Annotated in this window: 20 protein-coding genes and 1 pseudogene; 8 read left to right on the forward strand and 13 right to left on the reverse strand. The window is 59.7% G+C overall.

The window, feature by feature from the left end:
- Positions 1–75 precede the first annotated feature (75 nt).
- Positions 76–972 (reverse strand): LysR family transcriptional regulator, encoded by an 897-nt coding sequence (locus KVG87_RS24505; RefSeq protein ID WP_217852981.1) that lies wholly within the window; start codon positions 970–972, stop codon positions 76–78.
- A gap of 121 nt (positions 973–1093) precedes the next feature.
- Between KVG87_RS24505 and KVG87_RS24510 the strand changes: the two genes are divergently transcribed.
- On the forward strand, positions 1094–1852 hold the full coding sequence (locus tag KVG87_RS24510; RefSeq protein ID WP_217852983.1) for an SDR family NAD(P)-dependent oxidoreductase: 759 nt from the start codon (positions 1094–1096) through the stop codon (positions 1850–1852).
- Positions 1853–1913: 61 nt separating this feature from the next.
- Here KVG87_RS24510 and KVG87_RS24515 read toward each other — a convergent pair whose 3' ends face one another.
- Entirely contained in the window at positions 1914–2351 is a 438-nt protein-coding gene (locus KVG87_RS24515; protein WP_217852985.1) for a multidrug/biocide efflux PACE transporter, read from the reverse strand.
- A gap of 89 nt (positions 2352–2440) precedes the next feature.
- Here KVG87_RS24515 and KVG87_RS24520 point away from each other — a divergent pair, with 89 nt between their 5' ends.
- Positions 2441–3295, forward strand: coding sequence for a LysR family transcriptional regulator (locus KVG87_RS24520; protein WP_073472068.1), 855 nt, complete (start codon positions 2441–2443; stop codon positions 3293–3295).
- Positions 3296–3440: 145 nt separating this feature from the next.
- Here the strand turns inward: KVG87_RS24520 and KVG87_RS24525 are convergent, their stop codons facing one another.
- From KVG87_RS24525 to KVG87_RS24535, 3 genes are read right to left on the reverse strand one after another with little or no spacing between them, the layout of a single operon-like run.
- Positions 3441–4670, reverse strand: coding sequence for an RNA polymerase sigma factor (locus tag KVG87_RS24525; protein ID WP_217852987.1), 1230 nt, complete (start codon positions 4668–4670; stop codon positions 3441–3443).
- Positions 4663–5007 (reverse strand): YciI family protein, encoded by a 345-nt coding sequence (locus KVG87_RS24530; protein ID WP_039758054.1) that lies wholly within the window; start codon positions 5005–5007, stop codon positions 4663–4665. The genes KVG87_RS24525 and KVG87_RS24530 overlap by 8 nt, the downstream gene beginning before the upstream one ends.
- A 40-nt stretch (positions 5008–5047) precedes the next feature.
- Positions 5048–5473 (reverse strand): YybH family protein, encoded by a 426-nt coding sequence (locus KVG87_RS24535; RefSeq protein WP_217852989.1) that lies wholly within the window; start codon positions 5471–5473, stop codon positions 5048–5050.
- Positions 5474–5615: 142 nt separating this feature from the next.
- On the opposite strand from KVG87_RS24535, the gene KVG87_RS24540 reads away from it, so the two are divergent.
- On the forward strand, positions 5616–6101 hold the full coding sequence (locus KVG87_RS24540; protein WP_130928859.1) for a GNAT family N-acetyltransferase: 486 nt from the start codon (positions 5616–5618) through the stop codon (positions 6099–6101).
- A gap of 142 nt (positions 6102–6243) precedes the next feature.
- Here the strand turns inward: KVG87_RS24540 and KVG87_RS24545 are convergent, their stop codons facing one another.
- From KVG87_RS24545 to KVG87_RS24555, 3 genes are all read right to left on the reverse strand, one after another.
- Positions 6244–6732 carry a GNAT family N-acetyltransferase gene (locus KVG87_RS24545; RefSeq protein ID WP_217852991.1) on the reverse strand — a complete coding sequence of 163 codons (489 nt, stop codon included), beginning with the start codon at positions 6730–6732 and terminating at the stop codon, positions 6244–6246.
- A gap of 88 nt (positions 6733–6820) precedes the next feature.
- Positions 6821–7306 (reverse strand): GyrI-like domain-containing protein, encoded by a 486-nt coding sequence (locus KVG87_RS24550; RefSeq protein WP_217852993.1) that lies wholly within the window; start codon positions 7304–7306, stop codon positions 6821–6823.
- A 69-nt stretch (positions 7307–7375) separates the two neighbouring features.
- A complete protein-coding gene (locus tag KVG87_RS24555) occupies positions 7376–8038 on the reverse strand; it encodes a LysE family translocator (RefSeq protein WP_016773553.1) in 663 nt (220 codons plus the stop codon).
- A 138-nt stretch (positions 8039–8176) separates the two neighbouring features.
- On the opposite strand from KVG87_RS24555, the gene alaC reads away from it, so the two are divergent.
- Positions 8177–9394 (forward strand): alanine transaminase, encoded by a 1218-nt coding sequence (gene alaC, locus KVG87_RS24560; RefSeq protein WP_110602462.1) that lies wholly within the window; start codon positions 8177–8179, stop codon positions 9392–9394.
- Positions 9395–9566: 172 nt separating this feature from the next.
- Here alaC and KVG87_RS24565 read toward each other — a convergent pair whose 3' ends face one another.
- Both KVG87_RS24565 and KVG87_RS24570 read right to left on the reverse strand, forming a co-directional pair.
- Positions 9567–10919, reverse strand: coding sequence for a GntP family permease (locus KVG87_RS24565; RefSeq protein WP_016773551.1), 1353 nt, complete (start codon positions 10917–10919; stop codon positions 9567–9569).
- Between the two features lie 82 nt (positions 10920–11001).
- On the reverse strand, positions 11002–11535 hold the full coding sequence (locus tag KVG87_RS24570; protein ID WP_071173330.1) for a gluconokinase: 534 nt from the start codon (positions 11533–11535) through the stop codon (positions 11002–11004).
- Positions 11536–11751: 216 nt separating this feature from the next.
- Between KVG87_RS24570 and gntR the strand changes: the two genes are divergently transcribed.
- Positions 11752–12783 carry an HTH-type transcriptional regulator GntR gene (gntR, locus tag KVG87_RS24575; RefSeq protein ID WP_217852996.1) on the forward strand — a complete coding sequence of 344 codons (1032 nt, stop codon included), beginning with the start codon at positions 11752–11754 and terminating at the stop codon, positions 12781–12783.
- 139 nt (positions 12784–12922) lie between these two features.
- Here the strand turns inward: gntR and KVG87_RS24580 are convergent, their stop codons facing one another.
- Positions 12923–13795, reverse strand: a complete 873-nt coding sequence (locus tag KVG87_RS24580) for a LysR family transcriptional regulator (protein WP_217852998.1) — start codon at positions 13793–13795, stop codon at positions 12923–12925.
- A 122-nt stretch (positions 13796–13917) separates the two neighbouring features.
- Between KVG87_RS24580 and KVG87_RS24585 the strand changes: the two genes are divergently transcribed.
- The 3 genes from KVG87_RS24585 (at position 13918) to KVG87_RS24595 (ending at position 16524) form a co-directional block, all read left to right on the forward strand.
- Positions 13918–14358: a PACE efflux transporter gene (locus KVG87_RS24585; protein ID WP_217853000.1), complete on the forward strand. Its 441-nt coding sequence runs from the start codon at positions 13918–13920 to the stop codon at positions 14356–14358.
- A gap of 125 nt (positions 14359–14483) precedes the next feature.
- Entirely contained in the window at positions 14484–15908 is a 1425-nt protein-coding gene (locus KVG87_RS24590) for an MFS transporter (RefSeq protein ID WP_217853002.1), read from the forward strand.
- Positions 15909–16134: 226 nt separating this feature from the next.
- A complete protein-coding gene (locus tag KVG87_RS24595; RefSeq protein WP_217853004.1) occupies positions 16135–16524 on the forward strand; it encodes a hypothetical protein in 390 nt (129 codons plus the stop codon).
- 94 nt (positions 16525–16618) lie between these two features.
- On the opposite strand, the gene KVG87_RS26350 is transcribed toward KVG87_RS24595, so the two are convergent.
- Both KVG87_RS26350 and KVG87_RS26355 read right to left on the reverse strand, forming a co-directional pair.
- Positions 16619–17158, reverse strand: a complete 540-nt coding sequence (locus KVG87_RS26350; protein ID WP_223259141.1) for a methyl-accepting chemotaxis protein — start codon at positions 17156–17158, stop codon at positions 16619–16621.
- A 6-nt stretch (positions 17159–17164) separates the two neighbouring features.
- A pseudogene (locus KVG87_RS26355) lies at positions 17165–17938 on the reverse strand (PAS domain-containing protein); the annotation flags it as partial.
- Positions 17939–18433 lie beyond the last annotated feature (495 nt).

Genomic DNA, 18433 nt, shown 5'->3' on the forward strand with positions numbered 1-18433 from the left:
GTCAGATAAATCAATGTTGAATGACATGGCGCTTTCGCGAGCAGGCTCGCTCCCACAGGGGCAATGTGCTCAATGTCAGAGCGTTGAACGTACGACCTCGCCGAGCCAATCCATAAACACCCGCACCCGCAGCGGCAAATGCCGTTGCCGCGCGTACAACAACGAAATCGCCATCGGCGGTGCGGTGTGTTGTGGCAGTACGGTCACCAGTTCGCCATTTTCCAGATGCGGCTGCATGCCGGTGCGCGGTACCTGCGTCAGGCCGAAGCCGCCCAGGCACGCCGCTTCATAGGCATCGGTGCTGTTGACCGTGACACTGCCGGCCATCGCCACGCGCCGCACTTCACCACCCTCCTCATACACAAACCCTTCAGAACGCGAGCCCAGTACGCCGACGTAATGCACCAGCCGATGCTGCGCCAGATCCTCGATGGTCTGCGGCACGCCGTAACGTTGCAGGTAAGCCGGGCTGGCGCAATTGACCATCGGGAAGTCGCCGAGATGCCGGGCGACCACCGACTGATCCGGCTGCGCGCCGATGCGCAATACGCAGTCGAAACCTTCGCTGAGCAGATCGACGCGCCGGTCGGTACTGCTGATTTCCATCTGCAGATTCGGGTGGCGATCCATGAATTCCGGCAGGCGCGGCATGATCAGACGTCGCGCGAGAATGTTCGGCATGTCGACCCGGATGCGCCCGGTCAGCGACGCCTCGTCCTGACGAAAAAGCCCTTCGATCTCATCCATGTGCGAAAGCAAGTCCTTGCTGCGCTCATACAGCACCAGTCCATCCTGAGTGGCCTGCACCTTGCGCGTGGTGCGCTGCAACAGCCGCGTGCCCAGCAGAGCTTCGAGTGCCTGCACTTGTTCGGAAACCGTCGAGCGCGGCAGGCCGAGGCTGTCCCCGGCGAGAGTGAAACTCGACAGTTCGCTGACCCGGACGAAGGTGCGCAGCAGTTCCAATTTGTTCATGGCGAGCCCCGGTGATTGTTCGGCTGAGCCGATCAGTGATTCCGCTTTTGCCGTGTTTATCACCTCAGGGCGGATAAATAAACTTCTTCCATCCCCACTCAACGCAATCGAGGAAGTCAGCATGAATCGCAAAATCGCACTGATCACTGGCGCCAGTCGTGGCCTGGGCCGCAGCGCCGCCCTGCACCTCGCCGCGCAAGGCATCGACATCATCGGCACCTACAACAGCCGCGCCGACGAGGCCCAGGCGCTGGTCACTGAATTGCAGGCACTCGGCGCGAAAGCGGCGATGCTGCAGCTGGACGTCGGCCACAGCGACAACTTCGCCGCGTTTGCCGCGCAGGTTGAACAGGTATTGGGGCAAACCTTTGAGCGTCAGCGCTTTGATTTCCTGATCAACAATGCCGGGGTCGGCGTGCATGCGCTGTTCAGCGAAACCACCCCGGAGCAGTTCGATCTGCTGATGAACGTGCAGTTGAAAGGGCCGTTTTTCCTGACTCAGCAATTGCTGCCGCTGATTAATGACGGTGGGCGCATCATCAATATTTCCAGCGGCCTGACCCGCTTCAGCCTGCCGGGTTACGGCGCTTATGCGGCGATGAAAGGTGCGATGGAAGTGCTGACGCGTTATCAGGCGAAAGAGCTTGGCGCGCGGCAGATTGGCGTGAACGTTCTGGCGCCCGGTGCGATTGAAACCGATTTTGGCGGCGGCACGGTGCGCGATAACAGCGCGGTCAACGCGATGGTCGCCAGCAATACCGCGCTGGGTCGGGTCGGGCTTCCGGACGATATTGGCGGTGCACTGGCGCTGCTGCTGTCGGAGGGTGGCCAGTGGATCAATGGTCAGCGGGTCGAGGCGTCCGGCGGCATGTTTCTCTGACTTTGTGCACGATGACTCACCTTTGTGGTGAGGGAATTTATCCCCTCACCACAGGTTTACCTCAGCTTTCACATGTGCGGCGAGCCATGAAGCGCTCGCGCAGGACGTCATAACCCCAGTGATAGACATAGGTGTACGGCAGGAAGAACAGCAGCACGCCAATGTCGATCAACAACGCCTGCCACAGGCTGACCGACAGCCACCAGGCTATCAGCGGCACGCCCATCACGATCAGTCCACCTTCGAACAGCAACGCATGCACCAGCCGCACCCAGGCGTTGTGCGCCAGATTCATCCGCGCCAATGCACGGTCGAAGAAACGGTTGAACACCACGTTCCACGCCAGCGCCAACAGCGCGATCAACACGGTCACCGCACCCATGTCGAGCAACGGCTTTTGCATGATCCAGGCGAGCAGCGGCGTGCAGATCAGGATGGCAAGAAACTCGAAACCAACCGCCTGGAAAACACGTTCGGTGATGGACTTGTGGGCAGTCATGGCCTGACTCCTTGTTTGACGATGGTTGCCATGATCCAACTGAATACCGATACTTCATAATCAATAACCATCGATCAGGGCGATAGCTCATGGCTTCGCAGGAAGTGCTGTTGGCATTTGTCCAGGCAGCGACGCAGGGCTCATTTTCCGCAGCAGCGCGCAAACTGGGGCGCAGTCAGTCGACCATCAGCGCGGCGGTCGCCAGTCTGGAGATTGATCTGGATTTGCAGCTGTTCGACCGCAGCAGCCGCAAGCCCACGCTCACCCCCGCCGGCCACGTCATGCTGCAGAAAGCCGAGGCGATTCTGGCCGCCACCAGTCGCTTGGAGATGAGCGCGCGGCAATTGGCCCAAGGTGTGGAACCGAAACTGACCGTGGCGATTTCCGACACTTATCAGTCGTATCGTTTCGAGGCGGCGCTGGTGGATTTCGAGCAGCGTTATCCGGAGCTTGAGCTGGAATGCCTGATTGCCGAATGCGAAGACCTGATCGAACTGGTCCAGCGCGGCCGGGCGCATCTGGCCTTCGCGGAAATGCAGGACAACTACCCGCCGGATCTTGTGACCTCCACTGTGGCCGAGCGCACGGAGATTGCCTTGTTCGTCAGCCGCGAGCATGCGTTGGCGAAGCTTGAGCATGTGGATCAGCAGATCCTCGAGCAACATCGCGAATTGCGGCTGGCGACCATCGTCAATCCGTATGACAGCCGTGGCAAAGGCCGGGTGTGGTCGGCGCCGAGTTATCTGATGCTGCTGGAAATGGCTGAAAAGGGTTTTGGCTGGGCACCACTGCCGAGGTGGCTGGTGCAGCGTTATGCCAATGATTTGCTGATAGAGCTCGACGTGCGCGGCTGGCCGAAACCGGTGTTTGTAGATGCGTTGTGGTCGCGCTTGTATCCGCCGGGGCCGGCGGGGAGCTGGTTGCTCAGCAAGATGCTCGAATAAGCGGTGCTGCCATTCGCGAGCAGGCTCGCTCCCACACTTGAAATGCGCTCACCTGTGGGAGCGAGCCTTCCAAAAGTGAAATGCAATCACCTGTGGGAGCGAGCCTGCTCGCGAAAGGGCCAGCCGCACCGACGCAGCTTCCAGATCAACCCAGGTCCCTCAGTCGCCCCTCGATAAACCGCCGCTCCGGCTCCTGCCGCGTCAACTCCAGCGCCCGCTGATACGCTGCCCGCGCCTGCTCCATTCGGCCCAATTGCCGGCAAAACTCCGCCCGCGCCGAATGCGCCAAGTGGTAATCCTGCAACTCGCCCCGCGCCAGAATCCCTTCAACCAACAACAACCCGGCCAACGCTCCATCCCGTTTGGCCACCGCCACCGCCCGGTTCAGCTCGATCACCGGCGACGGCACCGCGCGCAGCAACACGTCGTACAGACCGACAATCTGCTGCCAGTCCGTTTCCGCCGCCGACGGCGCTTCCGCATGCACCGCCGCAATCGCCGCTTGCAGGCAATATGGCCCGAAGCGTCGCGTACTCAGCGCGCGCTCGACCAGCGCGCAGCCTTCAGCCATCAACCGGGCATCCCACAACGAGCGATCCTGATCGTCGAGCAACACCAGTTCACCGCTCGGCGAAGTGCGCGCCGGTCGACGTGATTCGTGCAGCAGCATCAGCGCCAGCAGACCCATGACTTCCGGCTCCGGCAGCAACTCCATCAACAAGCGCCCCAGCCGAATCGCTTCGCGAGTCAGATCCTCGCGGGTCAGCTCAGTGCCGACCGAGGCCGAATAGCCTTCGTTGAACACCAGATAAATCACCCGCAACACGCTGTCGAGGCGCTCGGGCAATTCGTTCAGCGTGGGTACTTGATAAGGGATCTTCGCGTCGCGGATCTTGGCTTTCGCGCGGACGATGCGCTGGGCAATCGCCGCCGGCGCCGAAAGAAAAGCACGGGCGATTTCCTCGGTGGTGAGGTCGCAGACTTCACGCAAGGTCAGCGGCACTTGCGCATCTGCCGCCAGGGCCGGGTGGCAGCAGGTGAAGATCAGCCGCAAGCGATCGTCTTCCACGTCTTCGCCACTCCAGTCAGCCTGTTCCAGCTCATCGAGCTGTGCCAGCAGCAACGGTTGCGACGCCTTGAACCGCGCGCGTCGGCGCAGCACATCGATGGCTTTGAAGCGTCCGGTCGAGACCAGCCAGGTGCGCGGATTGTCCGGCACGCCGTCGCGCTGCCAGCGTTCGACCGCGACGAAGAACGCCTCGTGCAAGGCTTCTTCGGCGAGGTCGAAATCACCAAGCAGGCGAATCAGCGTCGCCAGAATCCGCCGCGAGTCCTCGCGGTAGACCTGCTCGACCCGCGCCCGGACGTCAGACATTCAACTGCCGCACCGGGCGTACCTCAACGCTGCCGACCCGCGCTGCCGGAATGTTGCCGGCGACCTGAATCGCTTCGTTGAGATCCTTGGCATCGATCAGGTAAAAACCGGCCAGTTGCTCCTTGGTTTCAGCGAAAGGCCCGTCGGTGATCGACACCTTGCCGTTGCGCATGCGTACCGTGGTGGCGGTCTCTACCGATTCCAGCGCTTCGGCGGCGATCATCCGCCCGCTGCCCTGAATCGACTCGGCGTAGGCCCAGCATTCGGCGTCTTCCGGGCTGTCCGGCGAGGTGTGCAGCAAGCGTTCATCGCTGTAGACCAGGCATAGGTATTTCATGGCGCTCTCCTGATTCGAACGGATCAACTATGGCTGAAGATCAGGGCTGCACATCGAACAGCGTCGCGCCGCTCATCGGATCGAACGGTGCCGACCAGTGTTCGTGGGCAATCTTCCACGCCCCGCCGATTTGCCGGTAACAGGCGGTGACGCGCATCCAGCAACTCTGGGTTTCGCCTTTGTCATTGGTGCCGCCGCAGTTGGCTACCCAATGGGCGAAAGCGATGTTGTCGGCACTTTCGATGGCGATTTCGTGGAACTCGAAGATGTGCGGGCCGGGGCACATTTCCATGCACTCGACCCAATGTGCGCGGTACGCCGCTTTGCCTTTGAATTGCAGGGCCTTGATCGCATCGAACGAGACAATGTCATCGGCATACAGGGCCATGACTTTTTCGACGTCCTTGGCCATTACCGCTTCGCGATAGGTGTTGATCAGGTTCTGGATTTCGCTTTGTGCGCTCATGGTGTTCTCCGTGGTTTTTGTTGTGAAGACACCCTTAGTCGTTTGCCCAATGCGCGGATCGACAGGGCAAACAAAAAAATTTCGCCGACGACAATGTCGCTAGAATCCGAGCTTCAATCCTTGTAGGAAAAAGGAAATTCCCGTGTCAGCCCAACTCGTGCCTTACGACAGCCTCAGCCCTTTGCAGCGTGAGCAAGTCGAGTCGATTGAAATTCACCCCGAGCAGATCAAGTTCTCCGGCGACATCCACGGTGCCCTGCACACCCTGCTGTCGAAACCCGGCCCCGGCGTAAAGGGTTTTGCCCTGCTGGCGGACGACGTACCGGTGGCGTTTCTGCTGCTCAAGCGCCCGCCGGTATTGCCCGACTGGGCCGACGAACACAGCGCCACGTTGCATGCGCTGCAGGTCGATCGGCGCGCGCAAGGCAAGGGCTACGGCAAGGCTTGCCTGCAAGCGCTGCCCGCTGTCGCCCGCCAGGCCTGGCCGGAGATCAAGGGGCTGGAATTGTCGGTGGACGCTGATAACGAGGCGGCGATTGCGCTGTATGCCAGGCATGGCTACGTCGACAGCGGTGAAGCGTACAAGGGCCGGATTGGGTACGAGCGGCGGATGGGGCTGTTCTTCTGAGTATCCCCTGATCGTTCCCACGCTCCGCGTGGGAACGCCTCTTTGTGACGCTCTGCGTCACGGTTTTGGGACGCGGAGCGTCCCCGGCTGCATTACCACGCGGAGCGTGGGAACGATCAGGCAGTTTCGATAGGTGTTGGCTTCAGAGGGTCAGGATCATCTCGTGCCACGCCATGCCGCCGTGGTCGGACTCCGACGGCTTGATGTAGGCAAAGCCAAATCCGGCGTACAACGCAATGTGTTGCTCTTTGCACATCAGGTGAATTGTCGCTTTGTCCATGGCGCGCATGCGCTCGATGAATTCGCCGAGCAGGTGCTTGGCCAGGCCCTGCCCTTGGTAATTCGGGTGCACCACCACCGACATGATCACCACGTTCGGCCCTTTCGGGTCGTGGCCGATCAGCTCCTTGAAGGCCTCGTCGGACATCTGCACGTCGAACGCCGCGCCGGAATTGATGAAACCGGCGACCACGCCGTCCACCTCGGCGACGATGAAGCCGTCCGGCCAAGTGGCAATGCGCGTGGCGATCTTCTCGCGGGTGGCGGCTTCGTCGCCCTCGTAGGCGATGGTTTCGATGGCGTAGCAGCGGTCGAGGTCGGCGGCGCTGACGTTGCGGATCAAGGTGTTCATGGCAGCTCAAAAATCTGTGGAAACAAGGCCCGCCAGCATAAAGCACAACCACCGGGGCGGACATGCTCCGCCTCGATTGTTACGCCGCTCATGCCTTGATCGGCAGCCAGATTTCCAGCGTGCCGGTATTGAGTTTCGGGTTGTAATCCTCGCTGTAGCGCTCGAATTCCGGGGCGTCCGCCGCTTCGTGGCCGGACTGCGGCAGCCAGGTGTTCCAGATGTACTGGAAGGTGTCAGGGAGTTGCGCCAGTGACCCCTTGTGCTCGAACACCGCATATTTCTGCGGCTGGATTTCAACCCAGCGGTACTTTTCCGGCAGGTCGTCGAGCTTGTCGATCTGCACCCCGGCGATGTATTCGAAACCGCCCTCGCCATCCGCATTGCAGCAAACGCCGTAGGTTACTTCGTTGACTTGCGCGGGGATTTTTCCCAAGTGCGGGATCAGTTTTTCCCACAACGCGGGAATGTCTGCGGTGGTCTCCTGAGTGAATCGCCCGCCGAAACCGGCAATCAGCAGAAATTGCCCGTGTTCGAAGCGAGGCTCGGCTATCTCGACGCGTTGTTGTTCATCCATGACGCGACTCCTCAGAACGGAATAGTGGATTCGGCTGGGAGTATAGAAAGCCCGACCCGTTTCGCACGTTTACAGCGAATGCAACTGCTCGACGGCGCCCGAGCCGACAAACTCGTTGTAGCCGGAAACGATCACGTACACCGCGAAATAACAGAAGATCGCCGCCGATGCCAGATAGGAGTAGCGCAGTAGCTTGTCGCCCAGCAGCTTGCCGCCGTGGCTTGCCGCGAAGCACAGACCGGCCGACCAGAGCAGCCCGGCGCAGAGAAAGCCGCCCAAAAACAGCGCCGAACTCAACGGACCACCGCCACCGGATCGGGCGATCAACGTGCCGCCGACCGCAGCAAACCAGAGAATCGCACTCGGCGACGACATCGCGAGGAAGATGCCGCGAAAGAATTCCTTGCGATGGGAGTTCTGCCCCACTTCCGCCGTTTCCGCCAGCAGCGCTTCGTGGTGAATCGCCGAATAAATCATCTTCGCCGCGAAGTAGATCAGCAGCGCCGAACCGCCAATCCACAGGACCCAGCGCACGGTTTCGTATTGCAGCAGGACGGTCATGCCGGCCAGCGCCAGCACCGCGTAAATCAGGTCGCCGACACAGGTACCCAGGCCCAGGGCGAAGCCCTGAAAGTAGCCGCGCTGCATGGCCAGGGTGATCATCGCGATGTTGGCTACGCCGATATCCAGGCACAGCGAAAGGCTCAGCAAGAAGCCGCTGGTGAATTCCATTGACCGATTTTCCTTGAAAAAAATGTTTACAACCGCGCTGGACAGTATGCCATCACTGCCCTTATCTTCCGCCACAGGTCACCGCAGTGACCAGCGTCGCTCGGACGGTTCCGGGCGCTTACGTTATCCGAGGCAACAATGGCCGAACAAGGTTCGCCGCGCCGCTTTGCGCGCATAGATCGACTCCCCCCTTACGTTTTCAACATCACCGCCGAGCTGAAAATGGCCGCTCGCCGCCGTGGTGAAGACATCATCGACCTGAGCATGGGCAATCCCGACGGCGCCACGCCGCCGCACATTGTCGAAAAACTGGTGCAGGTCGCCCAACGTGAGGACACCCACGGTTACTCGACGTCCAAAGGCATACCACGCCTGCGCCGGGCGATTTCCAATTGGTACAAGCAGCGCTACGAAGTCGATATCGACCCGGAAAGCGAAGCCATTGTCACCATCGGCTCCAAGGAAGGCCTGGCGCATTTGATGCTGGCGACACTGGACCAGGGCGACACGGTGCTGGTGCCGAACCCGAGTTATCCGATTCATATCTACGGTGCGGTGATCGCTGGCGCTCAGGTGCGTTCGGTGCCGCTGGTGCCGGGGGTGGATTTCTTCGATGAGCTGGAGCGCGCCATTCGCGGTTCGATCCCCAAGCCGAAAATGATGATCCTCGGCTTCCCGTCGAACCCGACCGCGCAATGCGTGGAGCTGGATTTCTTCGAGCGGGTGATCGCCCTGGCCAAGCAATACGACGTGTTGGTCATCCACGACCTGGCGTACGCCGACATCGTTTACGACGGCTGGAAAGCCCCGTCGATCATGCAGGTGCCCGGGGCCAAGGACATTGCGGTGGAGTTTTTCACCCTGTCCAAGAGCTACAACATGGCCGGCTGGCGCATCGGTTTCATGGTCGGCAACCCGGAACTGGTCAGCGCCCTGGCGCGGATCAAGAGCTACCACGACTACGGCACTTTCACCCCGCTGCAAGTGGCGGCGATTGCCGCGCTGGAAGGCGATCAGCAATGCGTGCGCGACATCGCCGAGCAGTATCGCCAGCGTCGCAACGTGCTGGTCAAGGGCCTGCATGAGCTGGGCTGGATGGTCGAGAACCCGAAAGCGTCGATGTACGTCTGGGCGAAGATTCCCCAGGCGTATGCGCATCTGGGTTCGCTGGAGTTCGCCAAGAAATTGCTGGCCGAGGCCAAGGTCTGCGTCTCGCCGGGGGTTGGCTTTGGTGAGTACGGTGATGATCACGTGCGCTTCGCGCTGATCGAAAACCAGGACCGTATTCGTCAAGCCGTGCGCGGGATTCGCGGGATGTTCCGCGCGGATGGCTTCAATCCGAAATCTCCTGCCTGACACCTGCCCCCTGTGGGAGCGAGCCTGCTCGCGAAAGCGGTGGGTCAGTCAGCATAGATGCAGCTGACACGACGCCTTCGCGAGCAGGCTCGCTCCCACAATGGCTTTCAGTGAACCTCCAGGCACAAAAAAACCGCATCACTGCGGTTTTTTTGTGCCTGCAAACTGCCGCTTAAACGAACAGCGACAACAGCAGGATGAAGCCCAGGCCCACTACCGACAGAATGGTTTCCATCGCGGTCCAGGTCTTGAAGGTTTCGGCCACGGTCATGTTGAAGTACTGCTTGACCAGCCAGAAACCGGCGTCGTTGACGTGGGACAGAATCAGCGAACCGGCGCCGGTGGCCAGCACCAGCAGCTCACGGTTGACGCCCGGAATCATGCCGACAACCGGCACCACAATGCCGGCGCCAGTGATGGTCGCCACAGTGGCCGAACCGGTTGCGATACGGATCACCGCCGCTACCAGCCAGGCCAGCAGGATCGGCGAGATCTGCGCGCTGACCGCCATGTGGCCGATCACGTCACCCACGCCGCTGGTCACCAGCATCTGCTTGAAGCCACCGCCCGCACCAATGATCAGAATGATCGCGGCGGTTGGCGCCAGACTCGCGTCGAGCCACTTGAGCATCTGGTTGGAACCGATGCCCTGCTTGTAGCCAAAGGTGTACAGCGACAGCAGCAACGCCAGCAGCAATGCGGAGATCGGGTGGCCGATCATGTCCATCCAGATGCGGAAGAAGTTGCCGTCCGGCAGCGCTACGTCAGCGAAGGTTTTCAGCAGCATCAGGAACACCGGCAGCAGCACGGTGACCAGGGTGATGCTGAAGCTCGGCAGGTTGGCCGAATCGTTTTCGCGGGCCAGTTGATCGACCAGCTCCTGATTCGGGTGACCCGGGATGTGCTTGGCAATGAAGGTACCGAAGATCGGACCGGCAATGATAGCGGTCGGCAGTGCGACGATCAGACCGTAGAGAATGGTCTTGCCGATGTCAGCGCCGAATACGCCGATGGCCAGCAGCGGACCCGGGTGCGGCGGCACCAGACCGTGCACCGCAGAGAGGCCGGCGAGCAGCGGGATACCGATCTTGATGATCGATACGCCAGTGCGACGGGCGACGATGAACACCAGCGGAATCAGCAGCACGAAGCCGATTTCGAAGAACAGCGGGATACCCACCAGGAACGCAGCGAACATCATCGCCCACTGCACCTTGTCCTTGCCGAAGGCGCGGATCAGGGTCTGGGCGATCTGATCGGCGCCGCCGGATTCGGCCATCATTTTGCCGAGCATGGTGCCCAGGGCGAGGATGATGCCGACGAAACCGAGCACGCCACCGAAGCCGTCCTGGAACGCCTTGATGATGGTATTGATCGGCATGCCGGAAGTCAGGCCGAGGAAGGCGGCGGCGATGGTCAGGGCAATGAACGGGTGAATCTTGAACTTGGTGATCAGGATAATCAGGCCGATTACCGTGACCACCGCATCGAGCAGCAGGAACGTCTCGTGGGACATGCCAAACATGGGGGGTGTCTCCTGGATTGTTGTTGTTATTAAAGCGGGTTGAACAGAAGTCGGGAGGACAGCGCTGTCTTTTTCAACATGCTCATATCGCCTGTTTCAGACCGTTGGCCTGCCACCAGACGTGAGCCTGCAGGGCCAGCTCTTCGACGCTGTGAATCGAGGCATTGAGCGGCAAGGTCAGCGGCTCGCCCTTGGGCGATTCGAGGGTGGCGAACTGGCTTTCGATCAACGTCGCCGGCATGAAGTGGCCCGGGCGGTGCGATACACGCTCGGCGGCGACTTCCGGGGTCAGTTCAAGAAACACGAAACCCAGGCCCGGCAAGGCGCTGCGCAGGCGTTCGCGATAGCTGTGTTTAAGGGCCGAGCAGGTCAACACCGGGCGTTGGCCTTGGGCATCGACGCGACGCAGTTCATCGCACAGGCTGTCAAGCCAGCCGGCGCGGTCTTCGTCGTTCAGGGGGATCCCCGCGCTCATCTTTTCGATGTTCGCGGCCGGATGAAAAGTATCGCCTTCAATGGCAGTGGCGCCGCTCAATTGGCACAGGGCCTGGCTGACGCACGTCTTGCCGCAACCGGCAACGCCCATGATGACCAGGGCGGTGATGGGATGACTCATATAACACCTCAGCGCGCAGACAGCGCTACCTTTGCTAGCTATGACTCTAGTGCACAGGCAGAAGTTGCCGACGCCTTCTTGTCGTTTTTTTGGGTTGCAGCAGGTTTGTTCCCGACGCCAAAAAGCACAGATCAGGCAGGACCGCGCTCACGCATTTGCAGCTGCATCAGGACAGCGCTACCTTAGTGCCTTGATTTTTGTTTGGCAAGCCGCCCGATGACCTCCCCCAAGAACGATAAAAATACCCGCACCACCGGCCGTCCGACCCTCAACGAAGTAGCCCGCCTGGCCGGCGTCAGCCCGATCACTGCCTCGCGCGCCTTGCGCGGGGTGAGCACGGTGGCCACCGAACTGGTGGAAAAAGTGCAGAAAGCTGCGCTTGAACTCAACTATGTAGTCAACCCCGCCGCCCGTGCTTTGGCCTCGGCGCAGAGCCATTCGGTGGTGGTGCTGGTGCCGTCACTGTCCAACCTGCTGTTCATCGACACGCTGGAAGCCATTCATCGGGTGCTGACGCCCAAGGGCTTCGAAGTACTGATCGGCAACTTCCACTACTCGCGCGATGAAGAAGAAAACCTGCTGCGCAATTACATGGCTTATCAGCCGCGCGGGTTTCTGCTGACCGGTTTTGATCGCACGGAAAGTTCACGGCGGATGATCGAGGCCAGCAACATTCCCTGCGTGTACATGATGGAGCTCGACAGTGCTGCCGGAGTCAATTGCGTGGGTTTCTCGCAGTTGAGCGCCGGGGAAACTGCCGCCGAACACCTTCTGTCTCGGGGACGCAAGCGTCTGGCCTACATTGGTGCGCAGCTGGACCAGCGCACCTTGCTGCGCGGTGAGGGTTTCCGCAAAGCATTGCAGAAGGCAGGCCGTTACGACCCGGATCTGGAAGTGCTGACACCGCGTGCTTCGTCGGTGGGCTTGGGCGGCGAGCTGTTCCTGCAATTGCTGGCGGCGCATCCGGACGTCGATGCGATCTTCTTTGGCAACGATGACCTGGCCCAGGGTGCACTGCTGGAAGCGTTGCGCTATGGCATCAAAATTCCCGAGCAAGTGGCGATCCTCGGTTTCAACGACTTGCCGATGTCCGAACACATGGTGCCGCGCCTGAGCAGCATCAACACCCCCCGTGAGGCGATCGGCCGGCGCGCGGCGGAGCAGATGCTGACGTTGATGGCGGGCAACAAAGTGGCGCGGCCGATGGAGGATATGGGGTTTGAGCTGAAGGTTCGCGAGAGTACCTGACCCTTCACAAATGCTGAGTTGCAACACAACCCTTGTGGGAGCGAGCCTGCTCGCGAAAGCGGTGGGTAAGTCAGCTTTGATGCAGCTGACACGAGGCCTTCGCGAGCAGGCTCGCTCCCACAGGGGATCTTTACCAAATTCAATGGCTGAGCAGGTCAACCAACGCCTGCGCACCCTTCTGCAATGGCTGGCTCTTGAGCCACACCGCGTGCACCGGCAGCACCAGGCCATTTTCGATGTTGCGAAAATTCAGCCGTTTCAAGCGTCCCGCGTCCAGCCACGGCTGCACCACCGACAGCGGAAAATTCCCCCAACCCAATCCCGCTTCAACCATTTCCATTGCCGTCTCGAGATTGTCCGTACGCCAGTAAGATTCAGCCACCAATGGCCGCGTCTCGCTGATCGGCAAGTCGCGGCTGGCGACGATGATCTGCCGCACTTGCACCAGATCTTCGAGAAACACATCCCGCCCCTGCAACAACGGGCTGTCCGCCGCCAGCGTGGCGATCATGCGTTCGCTGCCGACAAACTGAAACCGCTCCAGCGCATTCACGCTCAAACCGGCGAACGCCAGGCACAGGCTGACCCGGCCACTGTGCAACATCGCCAGCACATCATCCTGCGGCGCAGTCAGCACTTCGATGTCGAGCAACGGATGCCGCTCGGCAATCACCTTGATCGCTGCCAGCAAGCGCCGCCGATCAACGTCCGCAACCACGCCGATCGACAACCTGCTTTCCAGCCCCAGCGACAGCTCCACCGCGTGCACCTGCAACTGCTTGATCTGCTCGGCGATCAGTCGCGCGTGCGGCACCAACGACTGCGCCATCGCCGTGGGTTGCGGCTCGCGGTGGCTGCGGTCGAACAACGGGTAACCGAGTTCCGCTTCAAGATTGGCAATGCCCATGCTCACAGCCGACGGCACCTTGCCCAACTGCCGTGCGGCAGCGGAAAACGAGCCGCGTTCGATCACCGCGAGAAACAATTCGATGCTGTCGCTGTTGAAATTCAAATGCCTAACCTATCAATAAAACTGAAAGCTACCGACTTTTTCTGTCAGGTCTATTGAAGCTATCTTTGCTCGCCTTCGCCAGCCCCGCTGGCTAACATTCGGCAAGAAAGAGGCAAATCTGCATGCAAGGCGTGAAACGCAAACTGGTCTACGTGTCGCTCTACGAAGTGATCGGCATGACCTTCTCGGCCCTTGGTTTGGCATTGCTGTCGGGCACATCTCCGGGCAGCACCGGGCCGCTGGCGGTGATCATCACCAGCATCGCCGTGACTTGGAACTTCATTTACACCTCGTTGTTCGAGCGCTGGGAAAGTCGCCAGATCTCGCGCACCCGTACGGTCAAACGGCGCATCGCCCACGCCGTCGGCTTTCAACTGACGCTGATCGTGTTTCTGATTCCGTTGATCGCGTGGTGGATGAACATCAGTCTGGTGCAGGCGTTCCTGCTGGATCTGGCACTGATCATTTTCATCCCGTGCTACACCTTCGTATTCAACTGGCTGTTCGACCGGATCTTCGGTTTGCCGGCGTCGGCGCTGCCGGATTCTGCCGCTGCGGCATAAATCGCTAATTCGTAAGCAGATATTGCGAGAAATCAGCGGTTTGACCGGGTAAACCGCTGATATTCACAATCCATCAATTCCGATAGCAGGCTAAGCTTTTCCATCAATAAAAAATGGATCAGCTTATGACTGCTCACGCTCCCGCCGCCGCGCCCAGTGATGGCATCGACCCGGTACGCGCCGCCGAAATTTCCGCCCGCATTGATCGGCTGCCCGCCGTTGCTACCATCTGGCGTCTGGTGGCGCTGCTGTCGATCGGCGGATTTTTCGAACTCTACGATCTGTTCCAGACCGCCTACATCAGTCCCGGGCTGATTCGCGACGGCCTGTTCGCCACTGGCAGTCAGGGGGTGTTCGGCTTCTCCGATCAGGCGGCGTTCGCCTCGGCGACGTTCCTCGGCCTGTTCCTCGGCGCCAGCCTGCTCAGTCCGTTGGCGGATCGTTTCGGTCGCCGGGCAATCTTCACCTTCGCGCTGATCTGGTACACGGTGGCGACAGTGCTGATGGGGATCCAGACCTCAGCGCTGGGCATCATCGGCATGCGTTTTCTGGTCGGCATCGGCCTCGGAATCGAGCTGGTGACCATCGACGCTTACCTCTCGGAACTGGTGCCCAAGCGCATGCGCAGCTCGGCGTTCGCCTTTGCGTTTTTCGTGCAGTTCCTCTCGGTGCCGGCGGTGGCCTTGATGTCGTGGTGGCTGGTGCCGCAAGCGCCGTTCGGGGTGTCCGGCTGGCGTTGGGTGGTGCTGGCCAGCGCGGTGTTTGCGCTGTTTATCTGGTGGCTGCGCAAGCGTCTGCCGGAATCGCCGCGCTGGCTGGCGCAACACGGTCGCTTCGATGAGGCCAACCGGATCCTCGACCATCTCGAAGCGCGCTGCGCCAAGGATTACGGCAAAGCGCTGGATGCGCCGGAACCGGTGCCCGTCAATGTCGAAGGCAAGGGCCGTTTCGCCGATATCTGGCAGCCGCCCTACCGCCGCCGCGCGTTGATGCTGATCGTCTTCCACATCTTTCAGGCGATCGGTTTCTTCGGTTTCGGCAACTGGTTGCCGGCGCTGCTTTCGGGGCAAGGCGTGAGCGTCACCCACAGTCTGATGTATGCGTTCATCATCACCCTCGCCTACCCGCTCGGGCCGTTGCTGTTTGTGAAGTTCGCCAACCGCTTCGAAAACAAATGGCAGATCGTCGGCTCGGCCCTCGGCGCGATGACCTTCGGCACCCTGTTCGCCCTACAGAGCAGCGCGTTCGGGCTGATCTTCTGCGGGGTGATGATCACCTTCTGCAACGCCTGGCTGAGCTTCAGTTATCACTCCTACCAGAGCGAACTGTTCCCGACCAACATCCGCGCCCGCGCGGTCGGGTTCTGCTATTCGTTCAGTCGCTTGTCGACGGTGTTCAGCAGTCTGCTGATCGGCATGTTCCTGGATAATTTCGGCACGCCGGGGGTACTGGCGTTTATCGTCAGCAGCATGCTGATCGTGATGCTGACCATCGGCTGGTTCGGCCCGCGTACGCGTAATCTGGCGTTGGAAAATATTGCCCATCGCTGAGAGGCAACATTAGCTGAATCAAGGCCGGCGACATGTGGGCAGAACTGCTCATGATTTGAACTTGATATTGCAGGCGGAGATCCATGGTCAGACCGTCCGTCTGAATCACGTCCATTTCAGCGCCGACCTGTAATTTCTGACAGTAGACGCAAAAGGACGCCGCGCGAATGATGAGCAAGCGGCAACGATTGGTTGCCGCTTTCATTCAGATATATGGAGATATCCCATGACCGGCACCTTCAACGCTAAAATCACCTCGCCTGGCGCGCCAGTTGTACCAGACTATAGCGCCACCAAGATAAGTGTCGCACCCAACGCACCTCCTATTCCCACCCAAAATGTTCAATCCAATGATGACGAAAACAGACACTTGGGCCTTAGTTTCAAAAACGGTGGGCTAGACAGCGGCTCGCATGCCCTGACTGTAGATAACACAAATGTCATTTATTCAACCAATTCGGAGACCGCATTTCCCGGGATCTTATCCGGAAATATTGACATCGACAGCTTGGCGGGGACTTATAAAGGTAACTTCAAGGCGACGTGGACAGATATACATGGCAGGGAATGGACCGTCGACAGCAGCTTTGACATTAAAGTTATCCCCCAAAAATAAACAACGAATGGGCGATAAGACGTTTTGACGTTGATATAACAACGCTCATTTTTTGCGACGTTAGTCGCTAGAAATGAGCGTTGCCCCGAATAGATCAATTCAACTGCAACGTCTCATTGAACTGGCTGATCGCATCCACCACATGCCGCGAACCTTGCTGAATCTCGAGGATCACCTCGCCCGCCTCGTTCGCCAGCTCCACGCCCAACCCGGTTCGGCTCAGGCTCGACTGCATGCTCGACACTGCGCTCAGCGACAGGTCGTGGTTCTTGCGCACCACGTCGACAATTTCCAGAGTGGCCTGACTGGTGCGCGCGGCGAGGCTGCGTACCTCATCGGCGACAACCGCGAAACCGCGTCCATGCTCACCGGCGCGCGCCGCTTCGATCGCGGCATTGAGTGCCAGCAGGTTGGTCTGATCGGCAATGCCGCGAATGGTCTGGACGATGGTGCCGATGATGTCCGACTGTTTGCTGACCGCATCGATGCTCACCGCCGCTTCGTTCAGATCGCGGGAAATGTCCTGAATGATCTGCACGGTCTGCTGCACCACCTGTGAGCCTTTCTGCGCGCAGGCGTCGTTTTGCACCGAGGTACTGTGGGCCGATTCCGCAGCGTTTTGCAGGGTGGTCATCTGCCGGGTGATGTCGCTGGCGAACTTGACCACTTTGTACAAGCGGCCCTTGGCGTCGAACAGCGGGTTATACGAAGCCTCGAGATAAACCATCTGCCCGGACTTGTTCTTGCGTTCGAAACGGTGCGAGTGATATTCGCCGCGATTGAGCGAAGCCCAGAACGCCTTGTACTGCGCAGATTCGGCTTCGGCACGGTGACAGAACAGGCTGTGGTGCTGGCCGACAATTTCAGGGTGCGCGTACTGCATGGTTTGCAGGAAGTTGTCGTTGGCGCGGATGACATTGCCTTCGGGGGTGAACTCGATCACCGCCATGGAACGGCCGATCGCCGCCAGCATGGCTTCTTCTTCATGTTCTTTGTTGATGCGTGCGGTGATGTCCGCCGCAACCTTGATGACACTTCTGACCTGTTTGTCTGGCCCGAACACCGGCATGTAACTGGCTTCGAGCCAGATCTCGCGGCCGCTCTTGTTCAGGCGCAGAAAAGTGCCGCTGAGCGGTTCACCACGAGCCAGGTCGCGCCACAACTTCGCGTAGTCCTCGCTGCGATAAAAGCTTTCTTCACAGAAAATCCGATGGTGTTTGCCGCGCACTTCTTCGGCGCTGTAGCCCATGGTCTTGCAGAAGTTCTCGTTGGCGTCGAGAACGATGCCGTCCGGAGTGAACTCGATCATCGCCATCGAGCGGCTGATCGCTTCGATTTTCGCGTTGGCCTCGGTCAGCGCACAGCTGAAACGCTCGATTTCCCGCAGGTCAGCCTTGTGATGTAGGTTGAACATGGTTGTATCACCTTCCGCGCGTTCTTTTGATTTGATGAAAGTTCAGGTCTTTCAAGATCCACCACTACGTTCCACAGAACAGGCACACGCCTTCCTCCACAGGAGGAAGTTGTCAGGTAATAAATGATGATCAATCGGAGGGTCCCTGCAGCGACGCTCTGATCAAGACATCCTTTTCTTGATAGCCCGCACTCGGGCCAGCCCTAACGTGAAGAACTTCCATGTTGGTGACGCTCCTTGTTGGTTCAGTGTCGGTGCCTTTATTTGCGCACTCTGGCAGCATGAATCACGGACCAACCCTTTACCGCCGGCCGGTTGGCATGACGGTCGACATGGTTAGTTATCTGCAAGCATAGCCAGCCCGACGCCGGGCGCAAGGCCACTAGTCGGCCAGTATCTGGCATTTTTTGCACAAGAAACGGTTCAGCGCGGGGAAACAGTGTGGTGAAAACGGACGTTTTCGCCAGCGAGGCGGGAGCCCGTGAACCGGGCTTC

The sequence above is a fragment of the Pseudomonas siliginis genome (assembly GCF_019145195.1).
Lineage (GTDB): Bacteria > Pseudomonadota > Gammaproteobacteria > Pseudomonadales > Pseudomonadaceae > Aquipseudomonas > Aquipseudomonas siliginis.

Bases quoted from the DNA above. Each gene is read 5' to 3' on its own strand.
- KVG87_RS24505 (WP_217852981.1), bottom strand. From the start codon at position 972: ATGAACAAATTGGAACTGCTGCGCACCTTCGTCCGGGTCAGCGAACTG.
- KVG87_RS24535 (WP_217852989.1), bottom strand. From the start codon at position 5,473: ATGAGCGCACAAAGCGAAATCCAGAACCTGATCAACACCTATCGCGAA.
- KVG87_RS24585 (WP_217853000.1), top strand. From the start codon at position 13,918: ATGCAAGGCGTGAAACGCAAACTGGTCTACGTGTCGCTCTACGAAGTG.
- KVG87_RS24530 (WP_039758054.1), bottom strand. From the start codon at position 5,007: ATGAAATACCTATGCCTGGTCTACAGCGATGAACGCTTGCTGCACACC.
- gntR (WP_217852996.1), top strand. From the start codon at position 11,752: ATGACCTCCCCCAAGAACGATAAAAATACCCGCACCACCGGCCGTCCG.
- KVG87_RS24545 (WP_217852991.1), bottom strand. From the start codon at position 6,732: ATGAACACCTTGATCCGCAACGTCAGCGCCGCCGACCTCGACCGCTGC.
- KVG87_RS24555 (WP_016773553.1), bottom strand. From the start codon at position 8,038: ATGGAATTCACCAGCGGCTTCTTGCTGAGCCTTTCGCTGTGCCTGGAT.
- KVG87_RS24520 (WP_073472068.1), top strand. From the start codon at position 2,441: ATGGCTTCGCAGGAAGTGCTGTTGGCATTTGTCCAGGCAGCGACGCAG.
- alaC (WP_110602462.1), top strand. From the start codon at position 8,177: ATGGCCGAACAAGGTTCGCCGCGCCGCTTTGCGCGCATAGATCGACTC.
- KVG87_RS24570 (WP_071173330.1), bottom strand. From the start codon at position 11,535: ATGAGTCATCCCATCACCGCCCTGGTCATCATGGGCGTTGCCGGTTGC.
- KVG87_RS24525 (WP_217852987.1), bottom strand. From the start codon at position 4,670: ATGTCTGACGTCCGGGCGCGGGTCGAGCAGGTCTACCGCGAGGACTCG.
- KVG87_RS24595 (WP_217853004.1), top strand. From the start codon at position 16,135: ATGACCGGCACCTTCAACGCTAAAATCACCTCGCCTGGCGCGCCAGTT.
- KVG87_RS26350 (WP_223259141.1), bottom strand. From the start codon at position 17,158: ATGACCACCCTGCAAAACGCTGCGGAATCGGCCCACAGTACCTCGGTG.
- KVG87_RS24510 (WP_217852983.1), top strand. From the start codon at position 1,094: ATGAATCGCAAAATCGCACTGATCACTGGCGCCAGTCGTGGCCTGGGC.
- KVG87_RS24590 (WP_217853002.1), top strand. From the start codon at position 14,484: ATGACTGCTCACGCTCCCGCCGCCGCGCCCAGTGATGGCATCGACCCG.
- KVG87_RS24565 (WP_016773551.1), bottom strand. From the start codon at position 10,919: ATGTTTGGCATGTCCCACGAGACGTTCCTGCTGCTCGATGCGGTGGTC.
- KVG87_RS24515 (WP_217852985.1), bottom strand. From the start codon at position 2,351: ATGACTGCCCACAAGTCCATCACCGAACGTGTTTTCCAGGCGGTTGGT.
- KVG87_RS24550 (WP_217852993.1), bottom strand. From the start codon at position 7,306: ATGGATGAACAACAACGCGTCGAGATAGCCGAGCCTCGCTTCGAACAC.